Consider the following 26,221-nt stretch of genomic DNA (forward strand, 5'->3'; position numbering starts at 1 on the left):
CCACTCCAACGACCGCACGAACGGGGCAGCTCCATAGGGACCAATGCAGGGCAGGCCGACCCGGTAAAGGCCGCCCCGGCAGGGGCCGATGATGCCGGCAGCGCGCGCATCCCCGGGTGCCTGCCAAGCCGGAGAACCTCACGACTTTGCCGGGGCCCCGGGGTCTGACCTCCCACGGCCCCGGCCAGCAGGTCACCTACGGCATGTGCGACGGCAGCCAGAATCAGCGTTGGCGAATAGTGTCGTGATCGCTCCACCCGCCGATCCTGACTGGCTGTCCTCGGCCGCATGGGTTGGCTTTGAGCCTCGACGCGACGTGCCGGTACGCGGTCGTGCTCTACCTCAGCCAGCGGCGCGATGGCCGGGCTCAGCCAGCCTCCTACCCGCCGAGGCCGAGGAGGGCGGGCCTTCGGCAAACAGGGTGAGCGATCTGCTCTCGCGGCGTATCCATTCGATGCTGAACGTCCTTACCTGGGTGCCGCCAACGGCCAACGTGAAGTAGTCCGGTCAGCACGGCGGGCAGCGCCAGGCCATTGACATGCAGGATCTTCTCCACACGTTCTTTACGTTTCCTTGGCATGCTGTCGGCGGACGCGTTGGCGGGCAGGCACGGTGTCGATGACGAGACTACGAGAGGGTCGAGCACTTCGGGCCGCCGGACGCGTGTGGTGCGGCCTGGCACGGTTCCGGAGCGGGTCGTGCCGCCTCCCACGCCACACGCTCGCGCCGCCAGCTCGTGATGACGTCGACATCTCGCAGCCGGGCCGGCGTGATGATCATTCGGGGGCTTCCTCCGGACGGAATCTGCCGATGATGCGCACGTCTCCGTGGGTGGTGACGATCTGGTTGCGGTCGCCGGCGAACACGTTGAAGGACACCCGCACGGGGCGCTGCTCGGTGTAGCCGGTGCGGATGTGCAGCAGGATCGTCGTGCCGGGCTGCAACCCGAGCAGCCTCGTCTCCTCGGGCGTTGGCATCCGCGAGACGTACTCGTCGTAGAAGGCCGTCTGCTCGTGACCCCGTTCGGCACTGCGACCGAGTCGGGCTCGACGTGGAGCCGTTCGGCGAGGTCGGGCGAGAGCGACTGGATCGTCAGGGTGACCTTCCTTCGGACGGATCATGCCGCCGCCGCGCCCCGGAACCCTGTGCACCAAGCCCTCGTTGACCAGCAACGCGGTTGCGTCGCGGACCGTGTTGCGTCGTCACCACCCACCGACAGGCCACCGGCGACGACACCTGGCACCTGCTCCCCGCCGAGCACCGGGCCGCCCACCTCATCGACATCACCCGCGCCCACCTCGACCTCGGCGACCCCCGCGTCGCCGGCCGAGCCCTGGTCACCGCCGACCGCATCGCCCCCGCCGAAACCCGTACCCGCCCCGCCGCCCGCACCGCGCTGACCGCCGTGCTCCGCGCCGGCCCCACCGCCGCCGACGTGGCCCGCCTCGCCGCCACCGTCGGACTGACCCGGCAATGACCACACCGGACACGGTGGGTCAGGCGGCGGCCCAGTCGACGGCCAGCGGCAGCCCGACGAACGCCGCGTACGCCTCCAGCGCCGCGTCGACCCGGGCCCGGGTGTCCGCGTCGAGGTCGACCAGCGGACGCACCGCGACCTTCACTTTCGTCTTGGTCAGTGTCCGCTTCCAGGTGCCGACCACCCGGCCGCCGCGTACCACCGTCGACTGGAAGACCCCGTTGGCACCGGGGATGATCGCCTGCTTGTGCGCCGCGTCGAGCATCAGCGACCGGTCCTTGTAGCCCAGCAGGTATTCGTCGAAGCCGGGCAGGGTGTGCACGTCGTCGACCGGCTCCCGGGGCGCGTCGAGCAGGGCCGGATCGACCACCGACTCGACCCCGTCGACCGTCACGGTGGTCAGCGCCGCCCCGGCGGCGGCGATGCCCCGCTTCGCATCGGCGGCGGTCAGGCCCGTCCAGCCGGCGAAGTCCTTCCGGGTGGTGGGGCCGTGGCTGCGGAAGTAGCGCAGGGCCAGGATGCCCAGCGCCTCGTCGCGATCGGGGCGGTGCGGGTCGGGCACCCACTCGTCGAGCAGGGCGAAGGTCTGCTCGGTGCCGACGTGCGGGGCGATGCAGGTGACGCCGCGCTGGGCCGCGTACCAGATCAGGTGGTAGCCGCGCTGCTCGGTGGTGTCGAAGCCAGCCGCGTTGAGCGTGCCCAGGCACTCCGAGCGGGTCATCCGGACGCCGCCGGCCAGCGCCTCGCCGAGCACGTCGGCGGCCCGGTCGGCGTCTTCCAGGCTGAGGCCGAGGCTCGCCCGCCGGGGCCCGGCGGCGTCCAGGATGCGCACCCCGGTCACCTCCAGCATCCAGCGGGCGTCCCGGGCCGGCACCAGGTGCACGGTGCCGCGCATCGGCCAGGTGCGCAGCGCCTCCCGACGCTCCAGCGCCTCGCGCACGTCGGCCTGCGTCCAGCCGGGCAGCCGCAGCCCGAGCGACCACAGGCCGCTCGCCACGTCCTGCGCCTGCATCGCGCCGAACCACTCGACCACGCCGGCCACGTCGGTGGGCCGGGCGGTGGGGTGGGGGCGCAGCAGCAGGCTGGTCGTCCGCAGCGCGAGCGCCTCCGCGCCGGTCAGTGCCGCCGACCCGGCAGGTGCCGCCGTACGTGTCCTCGCGCCGCTCGTTGCCACGTGGTCAGCCGCCTTCCGTCCGGGTCGGCGGTCAGCATAGGGCCGGGCGCCGACACCCCGCCGGGTCCGCGCGCCCGGCTCAGTCTGGACCTGCTGGCCGACGCGTGGCGGTGGACCGGGGACGACGCGCTGGAGTTGGTGTACGCCGTGAGCTGCGGGGCGTGCCCGTACGGTCGCCCCCGTGCCGGCCCGGTTAGGGTGGGCTCGTGCTCCGTCAGGTCACCGGGATCCGGTATGTCACCCCACTGCGCGAGGGCGGTTCGCTGCCCGGTGTGGTCGAGGCCGACGACCTCGGCACGTACGTGGCGAAGTTCCGGGGCGCGGGGCAGGGGCCGAAGGCGCTGGTCGCCGAGGTGATCTGCGGTGAGCTGGCCCGCCGGCTCGGGCTGGCGGTGCCCCGGCTGGTGGTCCTCGACATCGACCCGGTGATCGGCCGGGCGGAGCCCGACCAGGAGGTGCAGGAGCTGCTGCGCGGCAGCGGCGGGCCGAACCTCGGGATGGACTTCCTGCCCGGCGCGCTCGGCTACGACCCGGTGGCGCACCCGGTCGACCCGGCGCTGGCGTCCCGGGTGCTGTGGTTCGACGCGTTCACCGAGAACGTCGACCGGAGCTGGCGCAACCCCAACCTGCTGATCTGGCACCGCGAGCTGTGGCTGATCGACCACGGAGCCTGCCTGTACTTCCACCACAACTGGCCGCGCGCCGAGGCGGCGGTGCACCGGGCGTACCGGGCCGACGACCACGTGCTCGCCCCGTACGCGAGTCGGCTCGCCGAGGCGGACGCGGACCTGACGCCCCGGGTCACCCCCGGGCTGCTGGCCGAGGTGCTGGCCCTGGTCCCCGACGCCTGGCTGGCCGGGCCGGACTTCGACTCCGCCGACGCGGCCCGCGCCGCGTACGTCGACCACCTCACCCGCCGGGTCGCGCGCACCGCCGACTGGCTGCCGCAGGGGAGCCCCGCGTGAGAGAACCCTTCGAGTACGCGGTGATCCGGCTGGTGCCCCGGATCGAGCGCGGCGAGCAGATCAACGTCGGGGTGATCCTGTACTGCCAGGGGCGGGACTTCCTCGCGGCGCGTACCCATCTGGACGCCGACCGGGTCCGGGCCCTCGCGCCGGACGTGGACCTGGCCGAGGTCGCGGCGGCGCTGGGTTCCTGGGACCGGACGTGTGCCGGGGACGGGCCGTCGGGGCGGATGAAGCGCGGGGAGCGGTTCCGCTGGCTGGCCGCGCCGCGCAGCACGATGATCCAGACCAGCCCGGTGCACACCGGGCTGACCGCCGACCCGGCGACGGAGCTGGACCGGCTGCTGGACGCCCTGGTCCGCTGACCGGTCAGAGCCGGCGGTGCATGACGAGCAGGTCGACGTACCCCCGGCTCGGGTGCCGGAAGCCCTCGGGGATCCGGCCGACCACCGCGAAGCCGAGGGACCGCCACAGCGCCACCGCCGGCTCGTTGCCGGCCACCACCGCGTTGAACTGCATCGCCCGGTAGCCCTCGGCCCGGGCCAGGTCCAGCACGTGCACGCCCAGCGCCCGGCCCACCCCGCGCCCGGCGGCGGCCGGGGAGACCATGAAGCTCGCGTTGGCCACGTGGTCGCCGGGGCCGAGCTGGTTGGGGGCCAGCTTCGCCGTCCCCAGCACCGTCCCGGCGTCGTCGACGGCGACGACCGCGCGGGCGGGCGGGCCGGGCAGCCACAGCCGCCGGGCGGTCGCCTCGTCGACGTCCCGGGGCCAGGTGTACGTCTCACCGGCGGCCACGATCCGGCGCAGGAACGGCCAGATCTCGGGCCAGTCGGCGGTGGTGGCCTCCCTGATCGGCATGCGTCGAGCATGCCAGCGCGCGGGCCGGCGGCGGCACCGGCCCGACGTTTGACGCCGAAAGGAACGGGTAGGCGCGGGAGCTGACCTTAATCGAGGAGAGGAACATCTGATGGACGGCCAGATCAAGGTCGCGGTGATCTACTACAGCGCGACCGGCATCACGTACCAGATGGCGGTTGCGGCTGCCGAGGCCGCCGGGGAGGCCGGTGCGGAGGTCCGCCTGCGCAAGGTGCGTGAGCTGGCCCCGGACGAGGCGATCCGCTCCAACTCGGGGTGGCAGGCGCACCGCCTGGAGACCCAGGAGGTCATGGAGGCCGAGCCCGACGACCTGTCCTGGGCCGACGTGGTGATCTTCGGCTCGCCGACCCGGTACGGCATGGTCGCCGCGCAGCTCAAGCAGTTCATCGACACCACCGGCCCGCTGTGGGCGCAGGGCGCGCTGGCCGACAAGGTCTACTCCGCGTTCACCTCGACGGCGACCACGCACGGCGGGCAGGAGTCCACGCTGCTGTCGCTGCTGACGGTCTTCTACCACTGGGGCGGCGTCGTGGTCACCCCCGGCTACACCGACCCGAGCCAGTTCGTCGCCGGCAACCCGTACGGCGCCTCGCACACCAGCAACAACGGCGAGGTGGCCCCGGACTCCGTGGCGCTCGGCGCGACGGCGCTGACCGCGAAGCGGGCGGTGCGGATCGGCGCGGCGCTGAAGAAGGGCATGGCCGCCGGCTGACCCCTCTCGTCCGGCGACCGGTGGCCGGACGTAGACCTTCGTCCGGCCACCGGTCGCCGGCATCCCTACCCCCGGTCGGCGGGTCCGGGCGCGGAACCGGCCGGCGTCGGGTGCGCGTCGGCCGGCGAGCGACCCGGTGGCACCGACAGCAGGTGTCCGAGCAGGTCCGCCAGCACCGCCAGGCCGTCGCGGCTGAGCACCGACTCGGGGTGGAACTGCACGCCGGCGAAGCCGGGCCCGCGCAGCGCGTGCACCGCGTAATCGACGGGGTCCCGGGACAGCTCCACCGGCCCGTACGCGGTGGCCACCCGGTCGGCGTCGGCGACGGGGGTGAAGGTGGAGTAGAACCCGACCCGCCGGTTGGTGCCGAACACCGTGACGTCCCGCTGCAACCCCTGGTAGGGCGCGTCCCGGCGGCGCAGCGGCAGCCCCAGCAGCCCGGCCAGGAGCTGGTGGCTCAGGCACACGGCCAGGGTGGGGGCGGCGACGGCGAGCCGCCCGGTGAGCAGGCCGCGCAGGGCGGCCATCTTCGGCTCGTCCACCGCCCGCGGGTCACCCGGGCCGGGGCCGGCCACCACCAGGTCGTACCCGTCGGTGGCGGCGCGTTGCCACGGGGACAGCTCGACGGCCAGCCCGAGGGCGCGTAGCTGGTGGGCGAGCATGCCCGTGAAGGTGTCCTCGCCGTCCACGATCAGCGCCCGGCGGCCGGCGAGCCCGGCCAGCGCCACCGACCCCGTGGGCCGCTGGTCCAGCCAGAACCGGGCCAGTGGGGCGTTGCGGGCGGCCAGCGCCGCCCGTACCTCCGGGTCGTCGGCGAGCCGCTCCACCGGGCCGGGGCCCGGGTCGGGGGCGTCGGGGCGCAGGCCGAGGGCGGCCAGCACCCCGGCGGCCTTCGCGTGGGTCTCGGCCACCTCGCCGGAGGGCGTGGAGTGGCGCACCAGGGTCGCCCCGACCGGCACCCGCAGTTCGCCGGCGGGGGAGATCTCGGCGGTCCGGATCAGGATCGGCGCGTCCAGGGTCTGCCGGCCGGCGTCGTCGCGGCCCAGCAGGGCCAGCACCCCGGCGTAGTAGCGTCGCCCGGTCGTCTCGTGCCGGGCGATCACCCGGCAGGCGTTCTCCATCGGGCTGCCGGTGACGGTGGGGGCGAACATCGTCTCCCGCAGCACCTCCCGCACGTCCAGGCGGCCCCGCCCGGCCAGCAGGTACTCGGTGTGCGCCAGGTGGGACATCTCCTTGAGGTACGGGCCGACGACCTGTCCGCCGCGCTCGGCGACGCGGGCCATCATCTTCAGCTCCTCGTCGAGCACCATGTACAGCTCGTCGACCTCCTTCGGGTCGGTGAGGAAGCGCAGCAGCGCCGCCCGGTCCGCCGTCCCGCCGTGCCGGAAGGTGCCGCTGATCGGGTTCATCATGACCAGCCCGTCGTCGACGCTGACGTGCCGCTCCGGGCTGGCCCCGACCAGGATCCGAGTCCCGGTGTGCACCACGAACGTCCAGTACGCGCCCCGCTCGCGCAGCAGCAGCCGGCGCAGCGCGGCCAGGGCGGCGACCAGCGGGGAACCCTGCACGGTGGCCCGCAGGGCGCGGTGGACGACGAAGTTCGCCCCCTCGCCCCGGCCGATCTCCTCGGCGAGCACCCGGGCGACGATGTCGGCGTACTCGGCGTCGGCGATGTCGAACCCGGCGTCGGCGGTGGCCACCGGGACGTCGGGCAGGGCGGCGAGCGCGTCGGCCAGGGGCAGCCGGGTGTGCCCGGCGATCTCCAGGCACTCCAGCGGGGTGCCGTCGTCCACACAGTCGAACCCGCGCTCGGTGACCTGCCGGTAGGGCACCAGCGCCAGGGTGCGGGGGCCGGGCGGCCCGTCGGGCAGCGGGACGTCGGCGAGCCGGTCGACGGGGCGTACCGTGCCGGTGAAAAGCTCCAGATGGTCGGCGCCCTCGCGGCGCACGAGCGCGAAGGGGCCGGGGTCGACGCCGCGGGTGACGGCGGCGAGCAGGTCGTGCGGACTGGTCATCGGGGTTTCTCCTGTTGGCCGGGCGTCGCCGTCGGGGCGGCCCTGGGCCGGGGGAGAGAACCGGCGACCGCCTTGTCGGGCGGCCGCGTGGGAAGCTACGCGCGGGGGTGGGCCGCCGGGTCGGCGGGCCACCAGCAGGTCAGGTGCGCGGGCATGCGATCACCCTACGCGCGCCGCCGCGCGCCCGGAACCCGATCCCGGGGTACGGGACCGGGCGGCGGTCACCTGCGGCGACGCGGACCGCCGGGCCGCCGGGCCGGCCGCCGGGTACGGTGATCGACGATGGACATCCTCGCCCTCGACCTGGGCACCTCCTCGGTGCGGGGTCTCGTGCTGGACACCGGCGCGACCCCGCGGTCCGGCGCCCTCGCCCGCCGCAAGGTGCACCTCACCGTCGACGACGACGGCACCGGCACCCTGGACGGCCCCACCTACCTGGCCTGCCTCGTCGAATGCCTGGACGAGCTGGCCGCCGGCGGTCACCTGCGCGACGTCGGGCTGGTCGCCGTCTCCGCCCAGTGGCACTCGGTGCTGCCGGTGGACCGGGCCGGCGAGCCGCTCGGTCCGGTGCTCACCTGGCTGGACACCCGCCCGGCGCCCCCGGCCGGCGCGACCGGCCCGGCCGACGAGGCCGCCTACCACCGGCGCACCGGCACCTGGTGGCACCGCTGCTACTGGTCGGTCCGGCTGCCCTGGCTGCGGGAGCGCACCTCGACCCCGCCGGCCCGCTTCGTCGGCCTGGTCGAGTTCGTGCTCGGCGCACTGCTCGACGCGGCCCCGATGTCGGTGTCCGAGGCCTCCGGCACCGGGCTGCTCGACCTGGGCTCGCTGACCTGGGACGCCGAGGCGTGCGAGCTGGCCGGCGTGGGCCCGGGGGAGCTGCCCGAGCTGGCCCCCGACGGTTGGCGGGGCCGGCTGCGGCGGGAGCACGGCCGCCGCTGGCCGCAGCTCGCCGACGCGGCCTGGGCTGCGCCGGTGGGGGACGGGGCCGCCTCGAACGTCGGCTCCGGCGCGGTGGGCCCGGGCCGGGCGGCGGTGACCGTCGGCACGTCCGCAGCCGTCCGGCTGGTCCAGGCCATGCCGGCCGGCGCGGAGCTGCCGCCGCTGCCCGCCGGGCTGTGGCGGTACCGGGTCGACTACGACCACGTGGTCACCGGGGCGGCGTACTCCAGCGGGGGCAACCTGTTCGCCTGGGCCGGGCGGGAGCTGCGGCTGCCCGAGGGCGCCGAACTGGACGCCGCGCTGGCCCGGATCGCCCCGGGCGGCGGGGTGTCGGCCAACCCGCGTTTCGGCGGCGACCGGCCGCCCGGGCACGCCCCGGCCGGCGCTGGCGAGCTGCGCGGGCTGAGCCTCGGCACCGGCGCGGTCGACATCCTCGCCGGACTGATGTCCGGGATCTGCCAGCTGGTCGCCACCGACCTGGCCGAGCTGGAGTCCACCGTGGACGGTCCGGTCGAGGTGGTGCTGGGCGGCGGCGCGCTGGCCGCGTCCGAGTGGTGGCGGGAGTCGTTCGCGGCCGTCCTGGCACCTCGCCGGGTGCGCTACCGGCCCGACCCGGAGATCGGCGCGACCGGCGCGGCCCGGGTGGCGCTGGGCCGGCTGGACGAGCCGGTGGCGCTCCGCGACATCGGCCGGACGGATGAGGTGCCCTCACCGACCCCGTCAGCTCCGCGCGGCCCTCGGTATCCTTCCTGAGCTTCTGCTCAGGTGAGCCCGTTGACAGCGGCGGCTTGGCTGGTTGGATGGACCCCGCTCCCCGATGCGGCGGACGCGAGGGCCTAGGAGGCATGTGTGGGCGTAGGTCCCGACCCGGCCGGGAGTGGGGTGTCCAACCACAGTCGGCGCCGGTTCGACGTCCGCGTCGTGCCGCACCGCCGCCGCTCGCCGTTTCGGCTGCGGGACTGGCGGATGGGGACCAAGCTCGCCACGGTGCTCGTCATTCCCTCGGTGGCGTTCCTGGTGCTGGCCGGGGTGCAGACCCGGGGGCTGGTCGGGCAGACCACCACGCTGAGCGACTTCGCCCGGCAGGTCGGCATCGGCCGGGAGATCACCGCCGTGGTGCACCAGCTCCAACAGGAACGCGACCGCACCGCCGGTGAGCTGGCCGAGCTGCGCCGGGTCGGCGGCCGGGCCGACCGGGACGCCGCGATCGCCGCGCTGCGGCCGTTGCATGCCGCCAGCGACGCCGCAGTGCGGGAGCTGCGGCGGGCGGCCGGCCCGCTGGCCGACGCCGACGCCGCCTGGCAGATCGCCTACTCGCAGGCGCTGGAGGCGTACGACCAGGTGATCTACATCCGGGCGGCCGTGCCCCCGGCGGTGCTGGGCGGCGACGCCGTCCTCGGCAACTACCACCGGGCGGTCGACGCGCTGCTGACCCTGCTCGCCCAGCCCTCGCCGGGCGAGGGCCAGCGGGTGCTCAACGACAGCGTGCTGCGCTACGTCCAGCTCGCCCGGGTCAAGGAGTTGTCCTCCCGGGCCCGAGCCGAGCTCTACGCCGCCGCCCGCGCCGGCCGGTACGGAGTGGCGGAGCAGGTCAAGCTGACCGACCTGCGGGCCCAGCAGCTCACCGCCCTCGGCGCGTTCCGGGTGGCCGCCACCGCCGACCAGATCCGCCGGTACGACGCGGCCTCGGCGGAGCCGGCCCTCGCCGCCGCCACGAAGCTGGAGGAGCAGAGCCTGCCCAGTGGCGGCGCCGTGCCGCGGGCGCTGAACGCGCCGCAGTGGTGGGTGGCCAGCGGGCAGCGCCAGGATCGGCTGCGACAGTTGGAGGTCGGCGTCCTCGGCGACGCGGTGACCCGGGCCGATGACGCCAGGTCCGAGCAGTTGCGGACCACCCTGCTGGTGGTCGGCGGGATCGGCACGGTGCTGCTGGTCGCCCTGCTGATCTCGGTGGTGGTCGGGCGGTCCGTCGCCCGCTCGATGCGGTTGCTTCGTGGCCAGGCGCTGCGGATCGCCCAGATCGACCTGCCCGACGCCCTCGACCAGCTGCGGCAGGTCAACAGCGGGGTGTCCGACATCGAGGTGCCGCCGGCGGTGGTCCGCTCGCTGGACGAGATCGGCGAGCTGGCCGAGGCGTTCGTCGCGGTGCACCGCAGCGCGGTCAGCGTCGCGGTGGAGCAGGCGACCATGCGTCGCAACGTCAACCTGATGTTCGTCAACCTGGCCCGGCGCAGCCAGGTGCTGGTGGAGCGGCAGCTCGACCTCCTCGACGGCCTGGAACGCGACGAGAGCGACCCGGACCAACTGGAGAACCTGTTCCGGCTCGACCACCTCGCCGCCCGGCTGCGGCGTAACGACGAGAGCCTGCTGGTGCTTGCCGGCAGCGAGTCGACCCGGCGGTGGAACCGCCCGGTGAGTCTCGCCGCCGTGCTGCTGGCCGCGAGCGCCGAGATCGAGCACTACCAGCGGGTACACCGCGGACAGGTGGCCGACCTGCACGTCGTCGGGCACGTCATCGGCGACCTGGTGCACCTGTTCGCCGAGCTGCTGGAGAACGCCACCGCGTTCTCTCGGCCGGACACCGTCGTGTTCGTCGCCGCCCGATCCGAGGGCCCCGGCGCCCTGGTGGAGCTGACCGACCGGGGGCTGGGGATGAGCCCGGCCGCGCTGGCCGAGGCGAACGAGGTGCTGGCGTCCCCGCCGGCAGCCGACGTCGCGGCGTCCGAGCGGATGGGCCTGTTCGTGGTGAGCCACCTGGCCGCCCGGCACGCGGTGCAGGTGCGCCTGCACCCCCGCGAGGACGGCCTGGTGGCCCTGGTCCGGATTCCGGCGGCCCTGCTCACCGACGCCCCGCCGGTCCAGCTCGACCCGCCGCCGTCGCGGCGGATGCTGACCACCGCGCTGACCCCGACGGCGCGCCCGGGTGGGGTCGCTGCCGCGCGGAACGGCGTTGCGGGGTCCGCGCGGGTCGGCTTCGCCGGTGCCGCCGGGTCCGCTCAGCCGGGCGGCACCGCCGCGGGCCGGGCCGGCGACGGCGGCCCGGCGGGGCCGGGCGAGCCGCCGGTGGCCGGTCGCCCGCCGCGACGCGTGACCGTGCCGCGGCAGTCCCGGCCGGTCCCGGTGCGGGCGGATGACGTGCTCGCCCCGGCCGCCGGGGTGCCCGCGGACGCGGGGGGCGGCTGGTGGTCGCGGGAGGGCCCGGCCCCGGGCTCCGCCCCGGCGACCCCGGCGCCCCCGGCGGTCCCGGTCACCGGGGGCACCAACGAGCGCGGCCTGCCGGTGCGGGTGCCGATGGCGCAGCTGTCCGCTGTGACGCGGGCCGCCCGGCCGCAGGAGCCGACTCCACGGCACGACCCGGACCCGGAAGCCGTCGGCGGAATGCTGTCCCGGCTTTACAGCGGGGTGCGGCGGGCCGAGGCTGAGGAGACCACCGAGATCATCCTGCCGCCGGCCGGCGGGAGCACCGAAGGGGGACAACAGTGATGACGTTGAGCCAGGAAGCCCGGGACCTGAGCTGGCTGGTGAGCGGGTTCGCGGAGCGGGTGCCCGGGGTGGCGCACGCGATCGTGGTCTCGTCCGACGGGCTGCTGGTGGCGATCTCCGACCACCTGCCCCGCGACAACGCCGACAAGCTCGCCGCGGTCACCTCGGGCCTGATGAGCATCGCCGCCGGGGCGGCGCAGATGTTCGACGACGACATCGTCAAGCAGACGGTGGTGGAGATGGGCCGCGGGTACTTCCTGGTGATGCAGGTCCGCGACGGCTCGATCCTGGCCACCCTGGCGGCCGGGGACGCCGACATCGGCGTGGTCGGCTACGAGATGGCCCGGCTGGCCAAGCAGACCGGTGAGATGCTCACTCCGGCGCTGCGGGCCGAACTCCAGCAGGCGCTGCCCCGCTGACCACGTCGTCCCGGCCCCGCCCGACGGGGCCGGGACGACGCGACCACCGGACACCACCCGGGCGGGCGCGGCCGTGCCACGCCCGCCCGGGTGGGACGCGGTCGGGCTAAAGGCCGTTGGCCCGGATCACCTCGCGGTACCAGTGCGCGCTGCGCTTGGGCACCCGGCGCTGGGTGGGGTAGTCCACGTAGACCAGGCCCCAGCGCTGGTCGTACCCCTCGGCCCACTCGAAGTTGTCGAGCAGTGACCAGACGTGGTAACTCTCCAGCGGCACCCCGTCGGAGACGGCCCGGTGCGCGGCGGCGATGTGGTCGCGCAGGAAGCTGATCCGCCCGGCGTCGTCGACCGTGCCGTCGGCGGAGAGGGTGTCCGCCTGCGGCAGGCCGTTCTCGGTGACGGTCAGCGGGAGGGGTCCGTAGTCGCGGGTGACCCGGGTCAGGATGTCGTACATGCCGTCCGGGTAGATCTGCTGCCAGTCCGCCTGCGAGGTGGGCCAGCGCGTGACCGTCGCGCTGTCGCCGGTGAGGTAGTACGGGGTGTAGTACTGCACCGCGAGCAGGTCGATGGGCGAGGAGATGATCTCCAGATCGCCGTCGGCGACGCCTCGGGCCAGCCGGCTGTCGGCGCCGAGGTCGTCGAGCACGTCGGTGGGATAGCTGCCCTTGAGGATCGAGTCGAGGTAGAGGCGGTTCTCGTACCCGTCGTAGAGGCGCGCGGCGCGGGCGGCCTCGGGGCTGTCGTCGGCGGCGTAGCAGGGGTGCAGGTTGAGCGCGGGACCGATCCGGCCGGCGCTGCCGGTGGCGCGCAGCGCCCGCACGGCCAGCCCGTGGGCGAGCTGGAGGTGGTGGGCGACCAGGTACGCCGCCTGCGGGTCCTGGAAGCCGGGGGCGTGGTGCCCGATCAGGTAGCCGTTCTGCACCACGGTCTTCGGCTCGTTGATGGTCAGCCAGACCGGCACCTGGTCGCCGAGGCCCCGGAAGACCGCCTCGGCGTACTCGGCGAACCGGTACGCGGTGTCCCGGTTCTCCCAGCCGCCGGCGTCCTGCAACGCCTGCGGCAGGTCCCAGTGGAACAGGGTGGCCATCGGCGAGATGCCCCGCTCGTGCAGCCCGTCGACCAGCCGGCGGTAGAAGTCGAGGCCGCGCTGGTTGACCGCGCCGGCGCCGTCGGCCTGGATGCGCGGCCAGGAGATGGAGAACCGGTAGCTGCGCAGCCCCAGGTCGCGCATCAGGTCGAGGTCGTCGGCGTAGCGGTGGTAGTGGTCGGCGGCCACGTCGCCGGTGTCGCCGTTGCGGGTGCGGCCAGGGGTGCGGCTGAAGGTGTCCCAGACGGACTCGCCCCGGCCGTCCTCCTTGGCGGCGCCCTCGATCTGGTAGGCCGAGGTGGCCGCGCCCCAGCCGAAACCGGTCGGGAAGCGCAGCGCGCCCCGGGGCCGGTCGGTCGGGTCGGTGTCGGGGTCCGACCCGGTTCCGCTGCCGGCGGCCGGGCTGCCGGCGGGCGCGGCGTCGGCGGAGGCGGGGCCGCCGGCGCGCGGGCCGGCGCCGGTGGTCCCGGCGGTGGCGGAGAGTGCGGGGCGGCTGAGCATCGACATGGGGCCTTCTCCTTGTGGTGGGTGCCCGCCGCAACCGGCCGGGAGCGCTCCCAGCATAGGGCAGGCGGGGGCGGCCGACCCCACTGCGCCGGGTCGGCTCTGCTGTGCGGAATGGTTTGGCGCGCGGCCGGTCGCGCGGACGCGCCAAGTGGGGCGCTGCGGGCGACGGTCGGGGCGCGCGGGTGTGGGCCGATAGCGAGCGAGGCCGGCCGGGCGGCGTGGCACGCCTGACCCGTCGGCCTCTTTTCCCATCGTGGCGGGGGGTTTAGTGTGGGGACGGGGGAGGGCAACCCCCGTCCCCACCTTCGATGCAAACACGCACGAGTGGAATTGGCGTCCTGCCGTGCGTGTCGCGCGGGAGCCGGGCCACGCGAGTGGCTCTGGTTCCACCTCCCTCCATTGCCGGTGGGTGGTGGCTGGCGGCGGCGTCCGGGCTGGCCCGCCGTCAGCCTTCGGGCAGTGTCCCGGGAACGTCGCGGGCACGACGACCCCGGTCAACATCTTCGGTGGATCTCCATCGATGGAAGCGCTCCCATCGGGGATGAAGCGACTGTAACGCCCGTCACGGGTTTGTGAAAGACCCAAAACGAGATCGAAACATCTACCTACTTCTCCCTGGTGGCTCCTTGTTGTGGGAGCGCTTCCATGCCAGACTGTCGACCTACCGCGACGAGGAGCCAGCTCGCGTGAGCGTGGGTCGCCGAGGGCATCCGGTCACCGGACGGCACCCGACAGGACGTACGGCCGTTGTCTGCCAGCGCCGACGCCCCGTACCGAACCCGGCCGGGCCGGATCGACCACCATCCCGAGCACCTCCGTCCCCCCGTGCGACCCGCACGTGGAGGCGCTCCCGCCGGGGCCCCGCGCCCCGGCCTGGTCCGAGGAGACACCGCGCACATGAGACTCATGGCAAGACGTCGCCGGACGGCGATGCTCGCCGCCGCCACGTTGGCCGTCGGCGGGGTCGCCCTGCCGGCCGGCGCCGCGCAGGCCGCCCCGGCCTGCGACGTGGTCTACGCCACCAACGACTGGGGCAGCGGCTTCACCGCCAACGTCACCATCAAGAACCTGGGCGACGCCATCAACGGCTGGGCGCTCAAGTGGACGTTCCCCAACAGCAGCCAGAAGGTGACCCAGGGCTGGTCGGCGAAGTACAGCCAGACCGGCAGCGAGGTGACCGCGACCAACGAGTCGTACAACGGCAGCCTCGGCACCGGGGCGTCGACGACCATCGGCTTCAACGGCAGCTACTCCGGCAGCAACCCGAAGCCCACCGCGTTCACCCTCAACGGCGTCACCTGCAACGGCACCCCCGCCAACAAGCCGCCGACGGTGTCCCTCGGCGTGCCGGCCGGCCCGTTCGAGGCCCCGGCGGACGTGCCGCTGACCGCCACCGCCAGCGACCAGGACGGGACGATCAGCAAGGTCGAGTTCTACCGCAACGGCCTGCTGGTCAACACCGACACCACCGCCCCGTACGGCTACACCCTGGAGGACCTGCCGGCCGGCAGCTACACCGTCCAGGCCAAGGCCTACGACAACGCCAACGGCATCGCCGTCGACGAGAAGGCGTTCACCGTCACCGCGGCCTCCGGCCCGAGGTTGGTGGCCACCCCGTCCGCGGTCAGCGTGAGCGAGGGCGGCACCGCCACGTTCAACCTCAAGCTCAGCGCGGCGCCGACGGCCAACGTGCCGGTGACGCTCGCCCGCACCGGCGACGCCGACATCACCGTCACGCCGGCCTCGGTCACTTTGACGCCCGCCAACTGGAACACCGGCGCAACCGTCACCGTGGCCGCGGCGGAGGACGCCGACACCGTCGGGGGCACGGCCACCATCACCGCCTCCGGCACCGGCGTCGCCCCCCTGGCCGTCACCGCCACGGAGATCGACAACGACACCCCCGGCGGGGACAACGCCTACATCAAGCGCTTCCTCGACCAGTACGGCAAGATCAAGAACTCGGGCTACTTCAGCGCCGAGGGCGTGCCCTACCACTCGATCGAGACGCTGATCGTCGAGGCGCCCGACCACGGCCACGAGACCACGTCCGAGGCGTTCAGCTTCTGGCTGTGGCTGGAGGCCCAGTACGGCCGGGTCACCCAGAACTGGGCCCCGTTCAACAACTCCTGGACGGTGATGGAGAAGTACATCATCCCGTCGCACGCCGACCAGGCGACCGCCGGCGCCGCGGGCACCCCGCAGTACGCCGCGGAGTGGCCGCTGCCCAACCAGTACCCGTCGCAGCTCCAGCCGAACGTCCCGGTCGGTGCGGACCCGCTGCGCTCGGAGCTGCAGAGCACCTACGGCACCGGTGACATCTACGGCATGCACTGGCTGCTGGACGTCGACAACACCTACGGCTTCGGCCGCTGCGGCGACGGCACCACCAGGCCGGCGTACATCAACACCTTCCAGCGGGGCACCCAGGAGTCGGTGTGGGAGACCGTGCCGCAGCCGTCCTGCGACACGTTCAAGCACGGCGGCCAGTACGGCTACCTCGACCTGTTCGTCAAGGAGGCCAACGCCCCCGCCAAGCAGTGGAAGTACACCAACGCCCCCGACGCGGACGCCCGCGCCGTGCAGGCCGCGTACTGGGCCCTGACCTGGGCCAAGGCGCAGGGCAAGCAGGCCGACGTCGCCGCCACCGTGGCCAAGGCCGCGAAGATGGGTGACTACCTGCGGTACGCGATGTTCGACAAGTACTTCAAGAAGATCGGCAACTGCGTCGGCGCCAGCGCCTGCCCGGCCGGCACCGGCAAGGACTCGGCGCACTACCTGATGTCCTGGTACTACGCCTGGGGCGGCGCGTACGAGGCCAACCAGAACTGGTCGTGGCGGATCGGCTCCAGCCACAACCACTTCGGCTACCAGAACCCGTTCGCGGCCTGGGCGCTGACCAACGTGGCCGAGCTCAAGCCGCAGTCCCCGACCGCCGTCGCGGACTGGCAGAAGAGCCTCGACCGGCAGTTGGAGTTCTACACCTGGCTCCAGTCCGCCGAGGGCGGCATCGCCGGCGGCGCCACCAACAGCTGGGACGGCAACTACGGCACCCCGCCGGCCGGCACCGCCACCTTCTACGGCATGTTCTACGACGTCGACCCGGTCTACAACGACCCGCCGTCGAACCAGTGGTTCGGCATGCAGGCGTGGTCGATGCAGCGGATCGCCGAGCTGTACCTGGAGACCGGCAACGCCAAGGCCAAGGCCCTGCTGGACAAGTGGGTGCCGTGGGCGATCGCCAACACCACGGTGGGCGCCAACTGGTCGATCCCGTCGGACATGAAGTGGACCGGCCAGCCCACCAACTGGAACCCGGCCAGCCCGCAGCCCAACACCAACCTGCACGTCGAGGTCACCGTCAAGGGCCAGGACGTCGGCGTCGCCGCCGCCTACGCCCGGACCCTGATCGCGTACGCCGCGAAGTCCGGCAACGCGGCGGCCAAGACCACCGCCAAGGGCCTGCTCGACGCGCTGTACGCGGCCAGCGACGCCAAGGGCGTCTCGATGCCGGAGAAGCGCGGCGACTACAAGCGCTTCGACGACGTCTACAACGCCGCCGACGGCCAGGGCCTCTACGTCCCGCCGGGCTGGACCGGGAAGATGCCCAACGGCGACGCCATCGCCGCCGGCAAGAGCTTCCTCGACATCCGGTCGTTCTACAAGAACGACCCCGACTGGCCGAAGGTGCAGGCGTACCTGAACGGCGGCGCGGAGCCGACGTTCAACTACCACCGGTTCTGGGCCCAGGCCGACGTCGCCATGGCGTACGCCGACTACGGGAACCTGTTCCCGAACGGGTGACCCAGGTCCTCCGGGTGGGCGGCGCGGCCCGCCCACCCGGAGCCCGGCCGGGCCAGGGGGAACTATGAGCCCGGTCGGCGGACGGCCTGACTTCCACGGTCAGGCCGGGACGGGCCGCCCGTCCGGTCAACGCAGCGGACCGGCCGGCCCGTCCCACCGCCCGAAACCGAAGTTGCCGCGAAAAAGCGCCGCGAAAATCGGCCGTCGAGGGATCACGCGACGGTCGTCGACGGAGTAACGTACGTCACCGGAGAGGCCGCTCCCCCCGTGGCGGCCTCTCCCTTCACGTCCGGGCCCAGGCCCTCACCTTTCGGCCCCGCCCGCCTCCGCCCCCCTCGCAGCGGGGCCGGGCACGGTGACCGGGTGCCGCACCCCCGGATGCCCCGCCGGCAGCGACCGGCGGACCACCACCCAGCTCACCGCCAGCGCCGCCGCCACCAGCGGCCAGGTCAGCGCGACCCGCGCCACCACCAGCGCCACCACCTGACCGCCGAGGTAGAGCGGCACGAAGACCGCAAGCCGCAGCACGTACGTGGCAGCCCACACCCAGCTCCCCCGCGAGTACGCCCGCAGCAGCGTCGGGTCGCGCCGCCACCGCCCCCGCTGGCGCAGCACCACCCCCACCACGGCGCCCAGCAGCGGCCAGCGGACCACGATGCTGACGACCCAGGCCAGCGTGCTGGCCGCGTTGGACAGCAGTTGGATGAGGAAGAAGTCGGCGGCCCGCCCGGTGCGCAACGCGATCAGCGCGGCCACGCACACCGCGAGCAGGCCGACCAGCACCGAGCGAGGCCGGTCCCCCCGGCGCAGCCGCCAGCCCGCCACCGCCGTCCCGGCCAGCACTGCGGCGGCCACCCCGCCGACCAGTGAGTGACCGGTGGACAGCCAGCCGACCGCGAACGCCACCGGCGGCAGCGTGGCGTCGACCGCGCCCCGCCGGCCGCCGAGCAGGTCCGCGAGCGACTCCGGCTGGCCGTCGGGGCGCGGCCCGCGGGTGGACGGCCCTCCAGGCTCGGGTGTGACGGTCACCGGCAACCTCCTGTCGGTCCGCCCCAAACTAGCGCCATAGTGTCGGCGGGCCACCGGGAGACGCTCCCGGGCGTGCCGCTACGGTGTGCGGGTGCGTGCGACGGCGAGAGGTTGGACGGCGGTCTGGTTGGTCGTACTGGCCCTGGCCCAGACAGCCGCCTTCGTCGTGGTGTGGCGCGCAGCCCTGCACACCGAGCTCGGCCAGTGGGTCGACACGGTGGCGCTGACCGGCAACCGGATCGGCCAGGACACCATCGCCTCACCGGTGGACCGCATCCTCAACACCATGTCGGCCCTGTCGCTGCTGGTGGCGACCGCGGTGATCGGCTTCATCGCGCTGATCCGGCGTCGGGTCGCACTGGCCATCACGGCCACCCTGCTGATCGCCGGGGCGAACGTGACCACCCAACTGCTCAAGCACTTCCTGATCCGTCCCGAGTACGGCATCGACCCCGAACGGGCCGTCGCCGGCAACAGCCTGCCCAGCGGGCACACCGCCGTGGCCGCCTCGGTGGCCCTGGCGCTGATCCTGGTCCTCCCGCGCAACGTGCGGGTGCTCGGCGCGTTCGTCGGCGTCGGGTACGCGGCCGTCGCCGGGGTGGCCACCCTGTCCGCAGGCTGGCACCGCCCGAGCGACGCCATGGCGGCGTTCCTGGTGGTCGGGGCCTGGGCGGCGCTGGCCGGGCTGATGCTGCTGGTCACCCAGCGGGAACAGGCCCAGGTGGAACCGGCCGACGCCCACCGCGTCGCCGCCGTCGTGCTCGGCCTGGCCGGCGCACTGGCCGTGGTCAGCTCGGCGCTGGCCCTGTCCTGGCTGGTCGACCTGCCCCGGCTCGACCCCGACCAGCTGGGCCGCCGGTCGCTCTTCGTCGGCTACGCGGGCAGCGCCGCGGGCATCGCCGGCACCATGGCGATCGTCGCGGCGCTGTTGCTCGCGGTCGTGCACCGGCTCGTCCCCCGGATCAAGGGCTGACCCGGGCCCGATACCCGGCATCCGGCCGCCGGCCCGCACAGCCGGTGGCCCGCACGGCCGGTGGCCCGCACGGCCGGTGCACGGTCAGCGGCGGTAGGTGCCGACCATGGTGCCGCTGGCCAACTCCCGGCCGGCCAACGCCCGGTGCACCTCCCCGGCGGAGGGCTCGGCGGGCAGCTCCAGCGGCCGGTCCAGCGCGTACAGGCGGAAGAAGTAGCGGTGTGCCTCCTCGCCCTGCGGCGGGCGCGGGCCACCCCAGCCGGTCGCGCCGAACCCGTTCGGCCACTCCCGCCCCCCGTCGGGCACCGCGCCCTCGGCCACCCCGCCGCTTTCCGGCGTGATCCCCGTGACCAGCCAGTGCACGAACGGCTCCCGGCCGGCATCAGGGTCCTCGACGAGCAGCACCAACTCCTGCGCCGAGTCGGGCACGTCGGCCCATTGCAACGGCGGCGAGACGTTCGCGTCGCCACGGGCGAAGCGTCCGGGCAACTGGTCATGATCGTTGAACGCGGTGCTGCGCAGCATGATGCCGGCCATCTCTGGGCGCCCCTCTCCTCGTCTGGGGCGTGCGTACCCGCCGGGGCCGGCGCGAAACGGGCTGCCCCGGCGACGCCTGGTGACAGCCGACCTGCCTGGGCAGTGGCGTGCCCGGCACCCGAAGCAGGCCGCCGAGCTGGACGGGTGGGGCCGGCGGGGGACAGCCGCCGGCCCCACCCGCGCCCGGAGCGTCGCGGACCCGCAGGCCGCCCGCCGATCCGGTTACCGGGTGGAGAGCCATCCGGTAACCGGACCTGGGCCGAGCGGCGGTGTCGAGTTGGTCCGCGGGCCCGGTGGGGCGGACGGTCAGCTGCAGGAGGCGGCCCGGCAGGTCACCTCGATCTCGTAGAGCCGCGCCCGACTGTCCCGGCTGCGGAGCACGTCGAGGCGGACCGCGGTTGCGCGGACCGGCGTGAACGTGTGCGTGCTGACCTGGGTCGTGTTTCCGGTGATCTCGCTGAGCACCTGCCAGACGCCGTCGACGAGGCCCGAGATCCGGTACTCGGTCAGCTCGTACCCGCCGTACTGGTGGAGCTGCACGGTGTCGATCAGCTCTGGGTCGGCGAACCCCACCTGGAGCCAGTGGCTGCCGGCCGGGTCGGTGATCCAGCGACTACCGGCGCTGGTCTGGTTGCCGTCGATCACGTGCGCTGGCACGTACTTCTGCCACCAGCCCGACGCGGTGGCCGTGGCGCCCTCGGACGCCAGCGCCACGTTGCGCCACACCGCGCTGACGGTCGTGGTGGCGCTCGCGGTGAACGGGCGGAACCAGCTCGGCAGCACACCGTGCGGGGCGTCGACCGTGACGGTGGCGCTCTGCTCGGCCGCGAGCTGTCGGACCCCCACGGTCAACGGAACCTGCACCACCGCGAACGGGGCGAGCCGTACCTCGACCGGGGCCGGGCTGACCCAGCCCTGCGGGACGACGGCACCGAGCTTTGCCGTCACCGGTATGCCGACGTCGTTACGGAGCACCGCGGTGATCCGGGTGTCCACGTCCGAGTCCGGCCGAACCGTGGTTCGCACGGGCAGGGCCGAGACGGTGAGCAGCGCGCTGCGGTCGGTGGGGGCGGTGCTCAGGACGAGCGTGGGGAAAGCCTCCAGCTCCTGGTAGCGCGACCAGGCCAGCGTCATCTCCCAGGACTTCAGCCGGTGCACGACCGCGCTCACCTCGTACCAGCCGTTGTTGCCGGCTCGGATCGGGGCGCCGGCGAACTCGTCGGCGAAGAGCTGGTCGGCCAGCAGCCTGGTCCGCTCCACCGCGATCTGGTTGGCGCCCTCGAACACCTTCGTCATGTGCTGCGGATCGTCGCCGTTGTCCCGGGCGTACGCCTGGACCTGGCTGAGCACCTGGTTTCGGTAGACATCGGTGTGGGCCAGCTCCTGCAACGTCAACTCGACGTGTGCGGTGGCGGCGCCCAGCAGGATGGCCTGGCGTGCGTTCTGGAAGGGAAGCCCCTTCGACTTGCCCGGGAAACCCGGCAGGCGTCCGCTCCGGCTCGCCTGCAACAGTGCCGCGCGGACCACCGACTGGGAGATCGACAGACCGATGTTCCAGCCGGACCAGCCGGCCAGTTCCCCGAACCGAATCCGGGGGGCGAGCAGCGAACGTAGCTCGCTGTCCACCTTCCCGGCCACCGCGTCGTCGCCGACCGCGACGAGGCGGCCCCGAGCCACCGCGTCGTGGATCTGGTCGGCGAAGGGTTCCAGGTCTCCGCCCCCGGCCGTGTTCGCCATCAACAGGATGTCGGCGTCGGGCCGGTCCGAGGGGCGGGCACCGAGGGTACGCACGTATTCGTCGACCAGGGTGGCGTAGGGGACGTCCTGGTAGGGCGCGACCCACTGGTCGCCAGGGGTACGGGACCACCGGACGTCGACCGTCGGGGATTCGCCGAGCCGTTTGGTGATGTGCTTGGCCACCAGCAGCGCGCCGACGATGTCCGCGCCCGGGTAGATCTTGACCCGGTCCTGGACCCCGAGTTTCGCCGCGAGCGCGGCCAGGCCCGCCTTCTCCAGGCGGTGCGGGCCGTACTCGGTGGCGTCGTCCTGGCCGAGGATCAGGTAGTCGACGGTGCCGTTCGCGACCCGTTCGATCATGTCCCGGTTGACCTGGTGGTCCCGAGCCCGGGCACAGCTGAAGTCCGCCCTGATCTCCTCGGGGATCTCCTTGGTGACCTGCTCGTACTCGGCCCGGTGCTCCTCCTGCCCGAGGTTCTCCACCTGGTCCATCAGAATCGCCCAGCGCCGGATCGGCCCGGAGTACATGCCGGGATAGCTGCTGGTCGGCTCGATGGTGAGGCGCATGATCACGTCGAACGCGTAGAGGGGCTTGTCGGGGTTCTTCCGCTTCACCTCGTCCAGCACGGTGAGCCGCCGCCGCGCCTCGGCCAGACTGGTGTCGCAGGACCGGGAGGCGACGAGTCCGCCGTAGGCGAGCATCGGGGCCGCGACGACCGAGCCGTCCGCGCTGGCGGCGGCCTTCCGGAACCAGGCACCGACCGCGTCGGCCTGACCATAGGTGAAGTACTCGCCGAGCAGGTTCTTCGGTGGTGTCAGTGCCTGGTGCCCGCCGGCCTCGGCGACCGCGACCGGCGTGTACGCGGTGAACGGCCGGTCGTCCAGGGGTACGACGGCGAGCTGACCCAGGTTGGCCGGCGTCCGGGCGGCTGCGGCCGGAGCGCCCGGGAGGGCGACCGCGACGGTGAGGGTGACCGCGGTTGTGGTGATGATGCTGAGGGCGCGAGGTATGAGTCGTCTGGTGCGACGCATCGGTTCTCTCTCGTTCGGTGATGGGCGATGAAGGGCGCCGGTCGGTGGCGCGGTCACCGGGTGCCGGCGTATCCGACCGCCTTGAGGATGCCGAGCCCGTTGTGGGCGATCGGGAGAGTGCCCCGGGTGCCCTTGCACAGGTATTCGGTGGTGTCGCTGTCACCATCGAGGTCGTTGGTGTCCCGGGTGGGCAGGAACATCGCGACCAGTGAGCGGTCGAGCAGGGCGTACAGCGCGTCCTGCCGGTCCGCCTGCTGCAACCGTTGGTAGCCCGCCGTGAACTTGGCCGGTACCAGCTCCTTGCGCAGCTCGGCGAGGACGCCGAAGCCGACGATGTCGTAGTACTTCGCCTCGGCGTTCATGTTGGGCGAGGTGAGGCGGAAGAAGCCACCGAAGGACAGGTGCGAGTCGTAGTCCCACGCGTCACCCGACGGCGTCGCCCCCTGGTTGGCCGGCGGGTAGTACGGGTCCACGGCTCCGGACGCGGTGTCGTCGACACAGTCGAGCGGGTCGTTGGCCGAGGCGGTGTGCCAGCCCGGGAGGCTGGTGTAGGTGGTGTAGAGGGTCGCTACGGCGGCAGCCGCGGAACTGACGCCGTTGAGCTGGCGTTCGTGGTCGTAGAGTCCGGCCAGTCCGTACTCGATCATGTCGGTGCCCAGGGTTCCGCCGGCGATCTGGCCGTTGGTGTAGGTGCAGGATCCCTTGCGGTGCCACCGGTTGTCCCGGCAGTCCGCGCTGTACGCGCTCTGCGCGACCACCCGGTTCTGGCTGGTGGCGGGGGAGTCGAAGTCGAAGGTGTACCAGTCCGCACCGGCTTGGAGGCCCGTGCTGAGGAACTGCCGGGCGGTGGCGGCCGACTGGCCGTACCTGTTGTCCAGCGGTGCCACGGCTGTCTCCAACCGCTGCATGAACGCGATCGCCGTGAGATTCCAGATGGAGATCGTCGAGTAGAGGTTGCTCCAACTGGAGATCTGGTCGACGTAGCCGCCCGGCGGGGTGGTGGGCTGGTCGAGTGCGTCGACGAACGGATGGATGCCGTAGGACAGGTAGTAGGCGCGCGGATCCTGCATGCGGAGCAGGAACTCGCCGATGCCGGTGGCCGCGTCGAGGTATCCGGCGGTGCCGGTCGCCTGGTGGGCGGCCAGCAGGGCCTCTCCGCACGCCGCGTTGCCGAACGAGGTGAAGTAGCGGATCTGGCCGTCCGGGGTACTGGCCACCGCATCGTCGAAGATCTTCGGGGCGTTCGGGTTCTTGGTCAGCCGGTGGGCGAGTACCGCGTTGGCGAACTCGTCGATGATTCCGGTCTCCACGCTCGACAGCGACCGCTGCTCGTACGCGGCCCGCTGGTCGAGGTAGACCGAGATGAACTGGAGGCTGGTGCAGGCGGCGGTGCTCTGCTGCGGTCCGCCGACGGTGCACGGACTCGCCGGGGAGCATGGCCGGCCGGCTACCGTGAACTGGTTGGCGTAGATGTGTTCGATGTCCCGGCGCAACCCGTTGCGTACCCCGTCGTACGACTCCAGGATCCAGTCGAAGTAGCTGTCGACGAGCGGGACGGGGGTGGAGGCGACGGCCGGAGTGGCCGGGATCGGTGCCGCGACGCCGACGATGAGCGCGGCCACCAGCGCCGCTGCCCGCGCCCTCACCGGTGCCCCCGGTTCGGGGTCAGGGCGATCCGGGGCTCAGCGGCTATCTCGCCGGTACGGTCCCAGGGCAGGTAGATGTGCCAGGCGTCGAGTCGGTCCACGCGGGCCGTCACCGGCGATCGTCCATCGCTGCCGAGGGCGAGCGTGGCCCCGGCGAACTCGTCGGCGAACAGCTTCTCCGCGTACGGGGTGGTGTTGTCGACCGCGTACGTGTTGATCTCGGAGAAGTAGGTCTTGATGATCTGCGGGTCCGGCTCGCCCAGCGAGGAGGCGTAGGCGGTGGTGGCGGTGCGGACGTTGTTGCGGTACGAGTCGGTCTGCACCAGCTCCGAGACGGACAGTTCGATGCTGGCTCGGGCCGCGTCGTGCAGGAGCGCCCGTCGTGCGGCCAGCACCGGCTCGCCGGCGGTGGCCCGCGCGCCGGGTGGCAGGTCACCACAGATCGATCGTTGCCGCAGCGCCCAGCGGGACATCGCCTGGGCAAGGCTGATCCCGACGTTCCAGCCGGAGTAGCCGGCCAGCTCGACGTACCGGATTCGGCCGTTGAGCAGGGACAGCAGTCGCCGGTCGGAGTGTCCGGCGATCGCGTCGTCGCCAAGGGCCACGGGGCGGCCGGCCCGGACGTGGGCCACCAGACGGTCGGCGAACGGCGCCACCGACGCGGAACTGCCACCTGTGTTGGCCATCAGGACCAGGTCGGACTGCTCCGGCTGGTCCACGACCGTCCCGCCGAGGATGTCGATGTAGCCCCGGACGAGCTGGGCGTACGGGATGTTCTGGAAGGGCGCGGTCCAGGCATCACCGGGCACCCGGGAATACTCGATGCTCACCTTCGGACGCACGCCGGCGTCGCTGATGGCGATCTTGGCGATGAGTAGGGCGGCCACCACGTCGGCACCCGGGTAGATCACCACCCGGTCACCGACGCCCAGCTCGGCGATGCGGGCGGCGAGTGCCTGGGACTCCGGTCGGTGCAGGCCGTTGCCGGTGGCGTCGTCCTGGCCCACCACGAGGAAGTCGAAGATCCCCTCGGCAGCCCATTCGATCATCGTCAGGTTGACCCGGTGATTCCGGGCCCGGGTGGACAGATAGTCGTTTCGCACGTCGGCCGGGATCTGGGACTCCAGCGCGTCGAGCTGAGGACGCTTCTCCACCATTGCGAGGTTGTCGACCTCGTCCTTCACCGTCGCCCAGACCCGCAGCTCGTTGCGCCACGGCCCCTCGGGGGTGAGCCGCATGATGGTGTCGAAGGCGTAGAGCCGCCGGTGCGGGCGGTGCCGTCGGACGGTCCGTACCGCCGCCAGCCGGGCGAGAACCTCGGCCTCTGGTACGGAGCTGTTGCGGGAGTTGAGCAGCCCACCGTAGGCGAGCATCGGTAGGGCGACGACCAGCGCGTCCGCCGACGTGGTGGACGAGGTGAGCCACCGGCCGACGGCGCGACCGTCGCCGGGGGTGAAGTGCCGGCCCAGGGTCTTCCGTGGCGGCAACAGGGTGTCGTAGCCGGCGCCGGTGGCGATCTGTTGCGGGGCGTACCAGGTGTAGGGCCGGTCGTCGAGCGGGATGAGGGCGATACCGCCGAGCCGTCGGGTCTTCGGCCGGGCGTGAGCCGGGGGGCTGAGGGCGGCGAGGCCGGCGCTGGTCAGACCGGCGAGGCCTGCTGCCCGGAGAAGGCCACGTCGGGACAAGGCGTGATCAGGCATTTCGGCTCCTTGCGTTGCCGGTGGGTGCGCTGAGTGTTGGAGCAACGGGAACCCCGGGTCAAGACCGCCGGAGCCCGTAATTCGTATTACTGCTTCTGTCCACCCTTGACAC

General features: G+C 73.0%; 19 protein-coding genes. 9 read left to right on the plus strand and 10 right to left on the minus strand.

The features are described from left to right. Positions 1-776: 776 nt before the first annotated feature. On the minus strand, positions 777-1,121 hold the full coding sequence (locus ACH4T9_RS30540; RefSeq protein WP_396674843.1) for a UTRA domain-containing protein: 345 nt from the start codon (positions 1,119-1,121) through the stop codon (positions 777-779). 56 nt (positions 1,122-1,177) lie between these two features. Here ACH4T9_RS30540 and ACH4T9_RS30545 point away from each other — a divergent pair, with 56 nt between their 5' ends. Beyond that, complete coding sequence (locus tag ACH4T9_RS30545; protein ID WP_396674799.1) at positions 1,178-1,477, plus strand: hypothetical protein; 300 nt, start codon at positions 1,178-1,180, stop codon at positions 1,475-1,477. Between the two features lie 19 nt (positions 1,478-1,496). On the opposite strand, the gene ACH4T9_RS30550 is transcribed toward ACH4T9_RS30545, so the two are convergent. Beyond that, the gene (locus tag ACH4T9_RS30550; protein ID WP_396674801.1) at positions 1,497-2,651 is read right to left on the minus strand and encodes a winged helix DNA-binding domain-containing protein; all 1,155 of its coding nucleotides are present in this window, start codon (positions 2,649-2,651) and stop codon (positions 1,497-1,499) included. A 206-nt stretch (positions 2,652-2,857) separates the two neighbouring features. Between ACH4T9_RS30550 and ACH4T9_RS30555 the strand changes: the two genes are divergently transcribed. Next, positions 2,858-3,616, plus strand: a complete 759-nt coding sequence (locus tag ACH4T9_RS30555; protein ID WP_396674803.1) for a HipA family kinase — start codon at positions 2,858-2,860, stop codon at positions 3,614-3,616. Next, entirely contained in the window at positions 3,613-3,981 is a 369-nt protein-coding gene (locus ACH4T9_RS30560; protein WP_387025561.1) for a DUF3037 domain-containing protein, read from the plus strand. The genes ACH4T9_RS30555 and ACH4T9_RS30560 overlap by 4 nt, the downstream gene beginning before the upstream one ends. 4 nt (positions 3,982-3,985) lie before the next feature. Here the strand turns inward: ACH4T9_RS30560 and ACH4T9_RS30565 are convergent, their stop codons facing one another. Continuing rightward, on the minus strand, positions 3,986-4,474 hold the full coding sequence (locus tag ACH4T9_RS30565) for a GNAT family N-acetyltransferase (RefSeq protein ID WP_396674804.1): 489 nt from the start codon (positions 4,472-4,474) through the stop codon (positions 3,986-3,988). 109 nt (positions 4,475-4,583) lie between these two features. Between ACH4T9_RS30565 and wrbA the strand changes: the two genes are divergently transcribed. Next, complete coding sequence (gene wrbA, locus ACH4T9_RS30570; RefSeq protein WP_396674806.1) at positions 4,584-5,204, plus strand: NAD(P)H:quinone oxidoreductase; 621 nt, start codon at positions 4,584-4,586, stop codon at positions 5,202-5,204. A 65-nt stretch (positions 5,205-5,269) separates the two neighbouring features. Here wrbA and ACH4T9_RS30575 read toward each other — a convergent pair whose 3' ends face one another. Next, a complete protein-coding gene (locus ACH4T9_RS30575) occupies positions 5,270-7,219 on the minus strand; it encodes a chorismate-binding protein (protein ID WP_396674808.1) in 1,950 nt (649 codons plus the stop codon). Positions 7,220-7,501: 282 nt separating this feature from the next. Between ACH4T9_RS30575 and ACH4T9_RS30580 the strand changes: the two genes are divergently transcribed. From ACH4T9_RS30580 to ACH4T9_RS30590, 3 genes are all read left to right on the plus strand, one after another. Further along, positions 7,502-8,914 (plus strand): FGGY family carbohydrate kinase, encoded by a 1,413-nt coding sequence (locus tag ACH4T9_RS30580; RefSeq protein ID WP_396674809.1) that lies wholly within the window; start codon positions 7,502-7,504, stop codon positions 8,912-8,914. Between the two features lie 96 nt (positions 8,915-9,010). Then, positions 9,011-11,641: a nitrate- and nitrite sensing domain-containing protein gene (locus tag ACH4T9_RS30585; protein ID WP_396674811.1), complete on the plus strand. Its 2,631-nt coding sequence runs from the start codon at positions 9,011-9,013 to the stop codon at positions 11,639-11,641. A gap of 5 nt (positions 11,642-11,646) precedes the next feature. After that, the gene (locus tag ACH4T9_RS30590) at positions 11,647-12,060 is read left to right on the plus strand and encodes a roadblock/LC7 domain-containing protein (protein WP_387025571.1); all 414 of its coding nucleotides are present in this window, start codon (positions 11,647-11,649) and stop codon (positions 12,058-12,060) included. A gap of 106 nt (positions 12,061-12,166) precedes the next feature. Here ACH4T9_RS30590 and ACH4T9_RS30595 read toward each other — a convergent pair whose 3' ends face one another. Then, entirely contained in the window at positions 12,167-13,651 is a 1,485-nt protein-coding gene (locus ACH4T9_RS30595; protein WP_396674813.1) for a GH1 family beta-glucosidase, read from the minus strand. A 906-nt stretch (positions 13,652-14,557) separates the two neighbouring features. Here ACH4T9_RS30595 and ACH4T9_RS30600 point away from each other — a divergent pair. Then, on the plus strand, positions 14,558-17,455 hold the full coding sequence (locus tag ACH4T9_RS30600; protein WP_396674844.1) for a glycoside hydrolase family 48 protein: 2,898 nt from the start codon (positions 14,558-14,560) through the stop codon (positions 17,453-17,455). Between the two features lie 303 nt (positions 17,456-17,758). On the opposite strand, the gene ACH4T9_RS30605 is transcribed toward ACH4T9_RS30600, so the two are convergent. After that, positions 17,759-18,484, minus strand: a complete 726-nt coding sequence (locus ACH4T9_RS30605) for a DUF3159 domain-containing protein (RefSeq protein WP_396674815.1) — start codon at positions 18,482-18,484, stop codon at positions 17,759-17,761. Positions 18,485-18,569: 85 nt separating this feature from the next. On the opposite strand from ACH4T9_RS30605, the gene ACH4T9_RS30610 reads away from it, so the two are divergent. Next, positions 18,570-19,457, plus strand: coding sequence for a phosphatase PAP2 family protein (locus ACH4T9_RS30610; protein WP_396674817.1), 888 nt, complete (start codon positions 18,570-18,572; stop codon positions 19,455-19,457). Positions 19,458-19,541: 84 nt separating this feature from the next. On the opposite strand, the gene ACH4T9_RS30615 is transcribed toward ACH4T9_RS30610, so the two are convergent. From ACH4T9_RS30615 to ACH4T9_RS30630, 4 genes are all read right to left on the minus strand, one after another. Continuing rightward, on the minus strand, positions 19,542-19,994 hold the full coding sequence (locus tag ACH4T9_RS30615; RefSeq protein ID WP_350884662.1) for a YbhB/YbcL family Raf kinase inhibitor-like protein: 453 nt from the start codon (positions 19,992-19,994) through the stop codon (positions 19,542-19,544). Positions 19,995-20,300: 306 nt separating this feature from the next. Then, positions 20,301-22,763 carry a DUF4127 family protein gene (locus ACH4T9_RS30620; protein WP_396674819.1) on the minus strand — a complete coding sequence of 821 codons (2,463 nt, stop codon included), beginning with the start codon at positions 22,761-22,763 and terminating at the stop codon, positions 20,301-20,303. 53 nt (positions 22,764-22,816) lie between these two features. Continuing rightward, the gene (locus tag ACH4T9_RS30625; RefSeq protein ID WP_396674821.1) at positions 22,817-24,409 is read right to left on the minus strand and encodes a hypothetical protein; all 1,593 of its coding nucleotides are present in this window, start codon (positions 24,407-24,409) and stop codon (positions 22,817-22,819) included. Further along, entirely contained in the window at positions 24,406-26,109 is a 1,704-nt protein-coding gene (locus tag ACH4T9_RS30630; RefSeq protein ID WP_396674823.1) for a DUF4127 family protein, read from the minus strand. Before ACH4T9_RS30630 ends, ACH4T9_RS30625 begins: the two co-directional genes overlap by 4 nt. Positions 26,110-26,221 lie beyond the last annotated feature (112 nt).

The sequence above is a fragment of the Micromonospora sp. NPDC020750 genome, from assembly GCF_044334565.1.
Lineage (GTDB): Bacteria > Actinomycetota > Actinomycetes > Mycobacteriales > Micromonosporaceae > Micromonospora.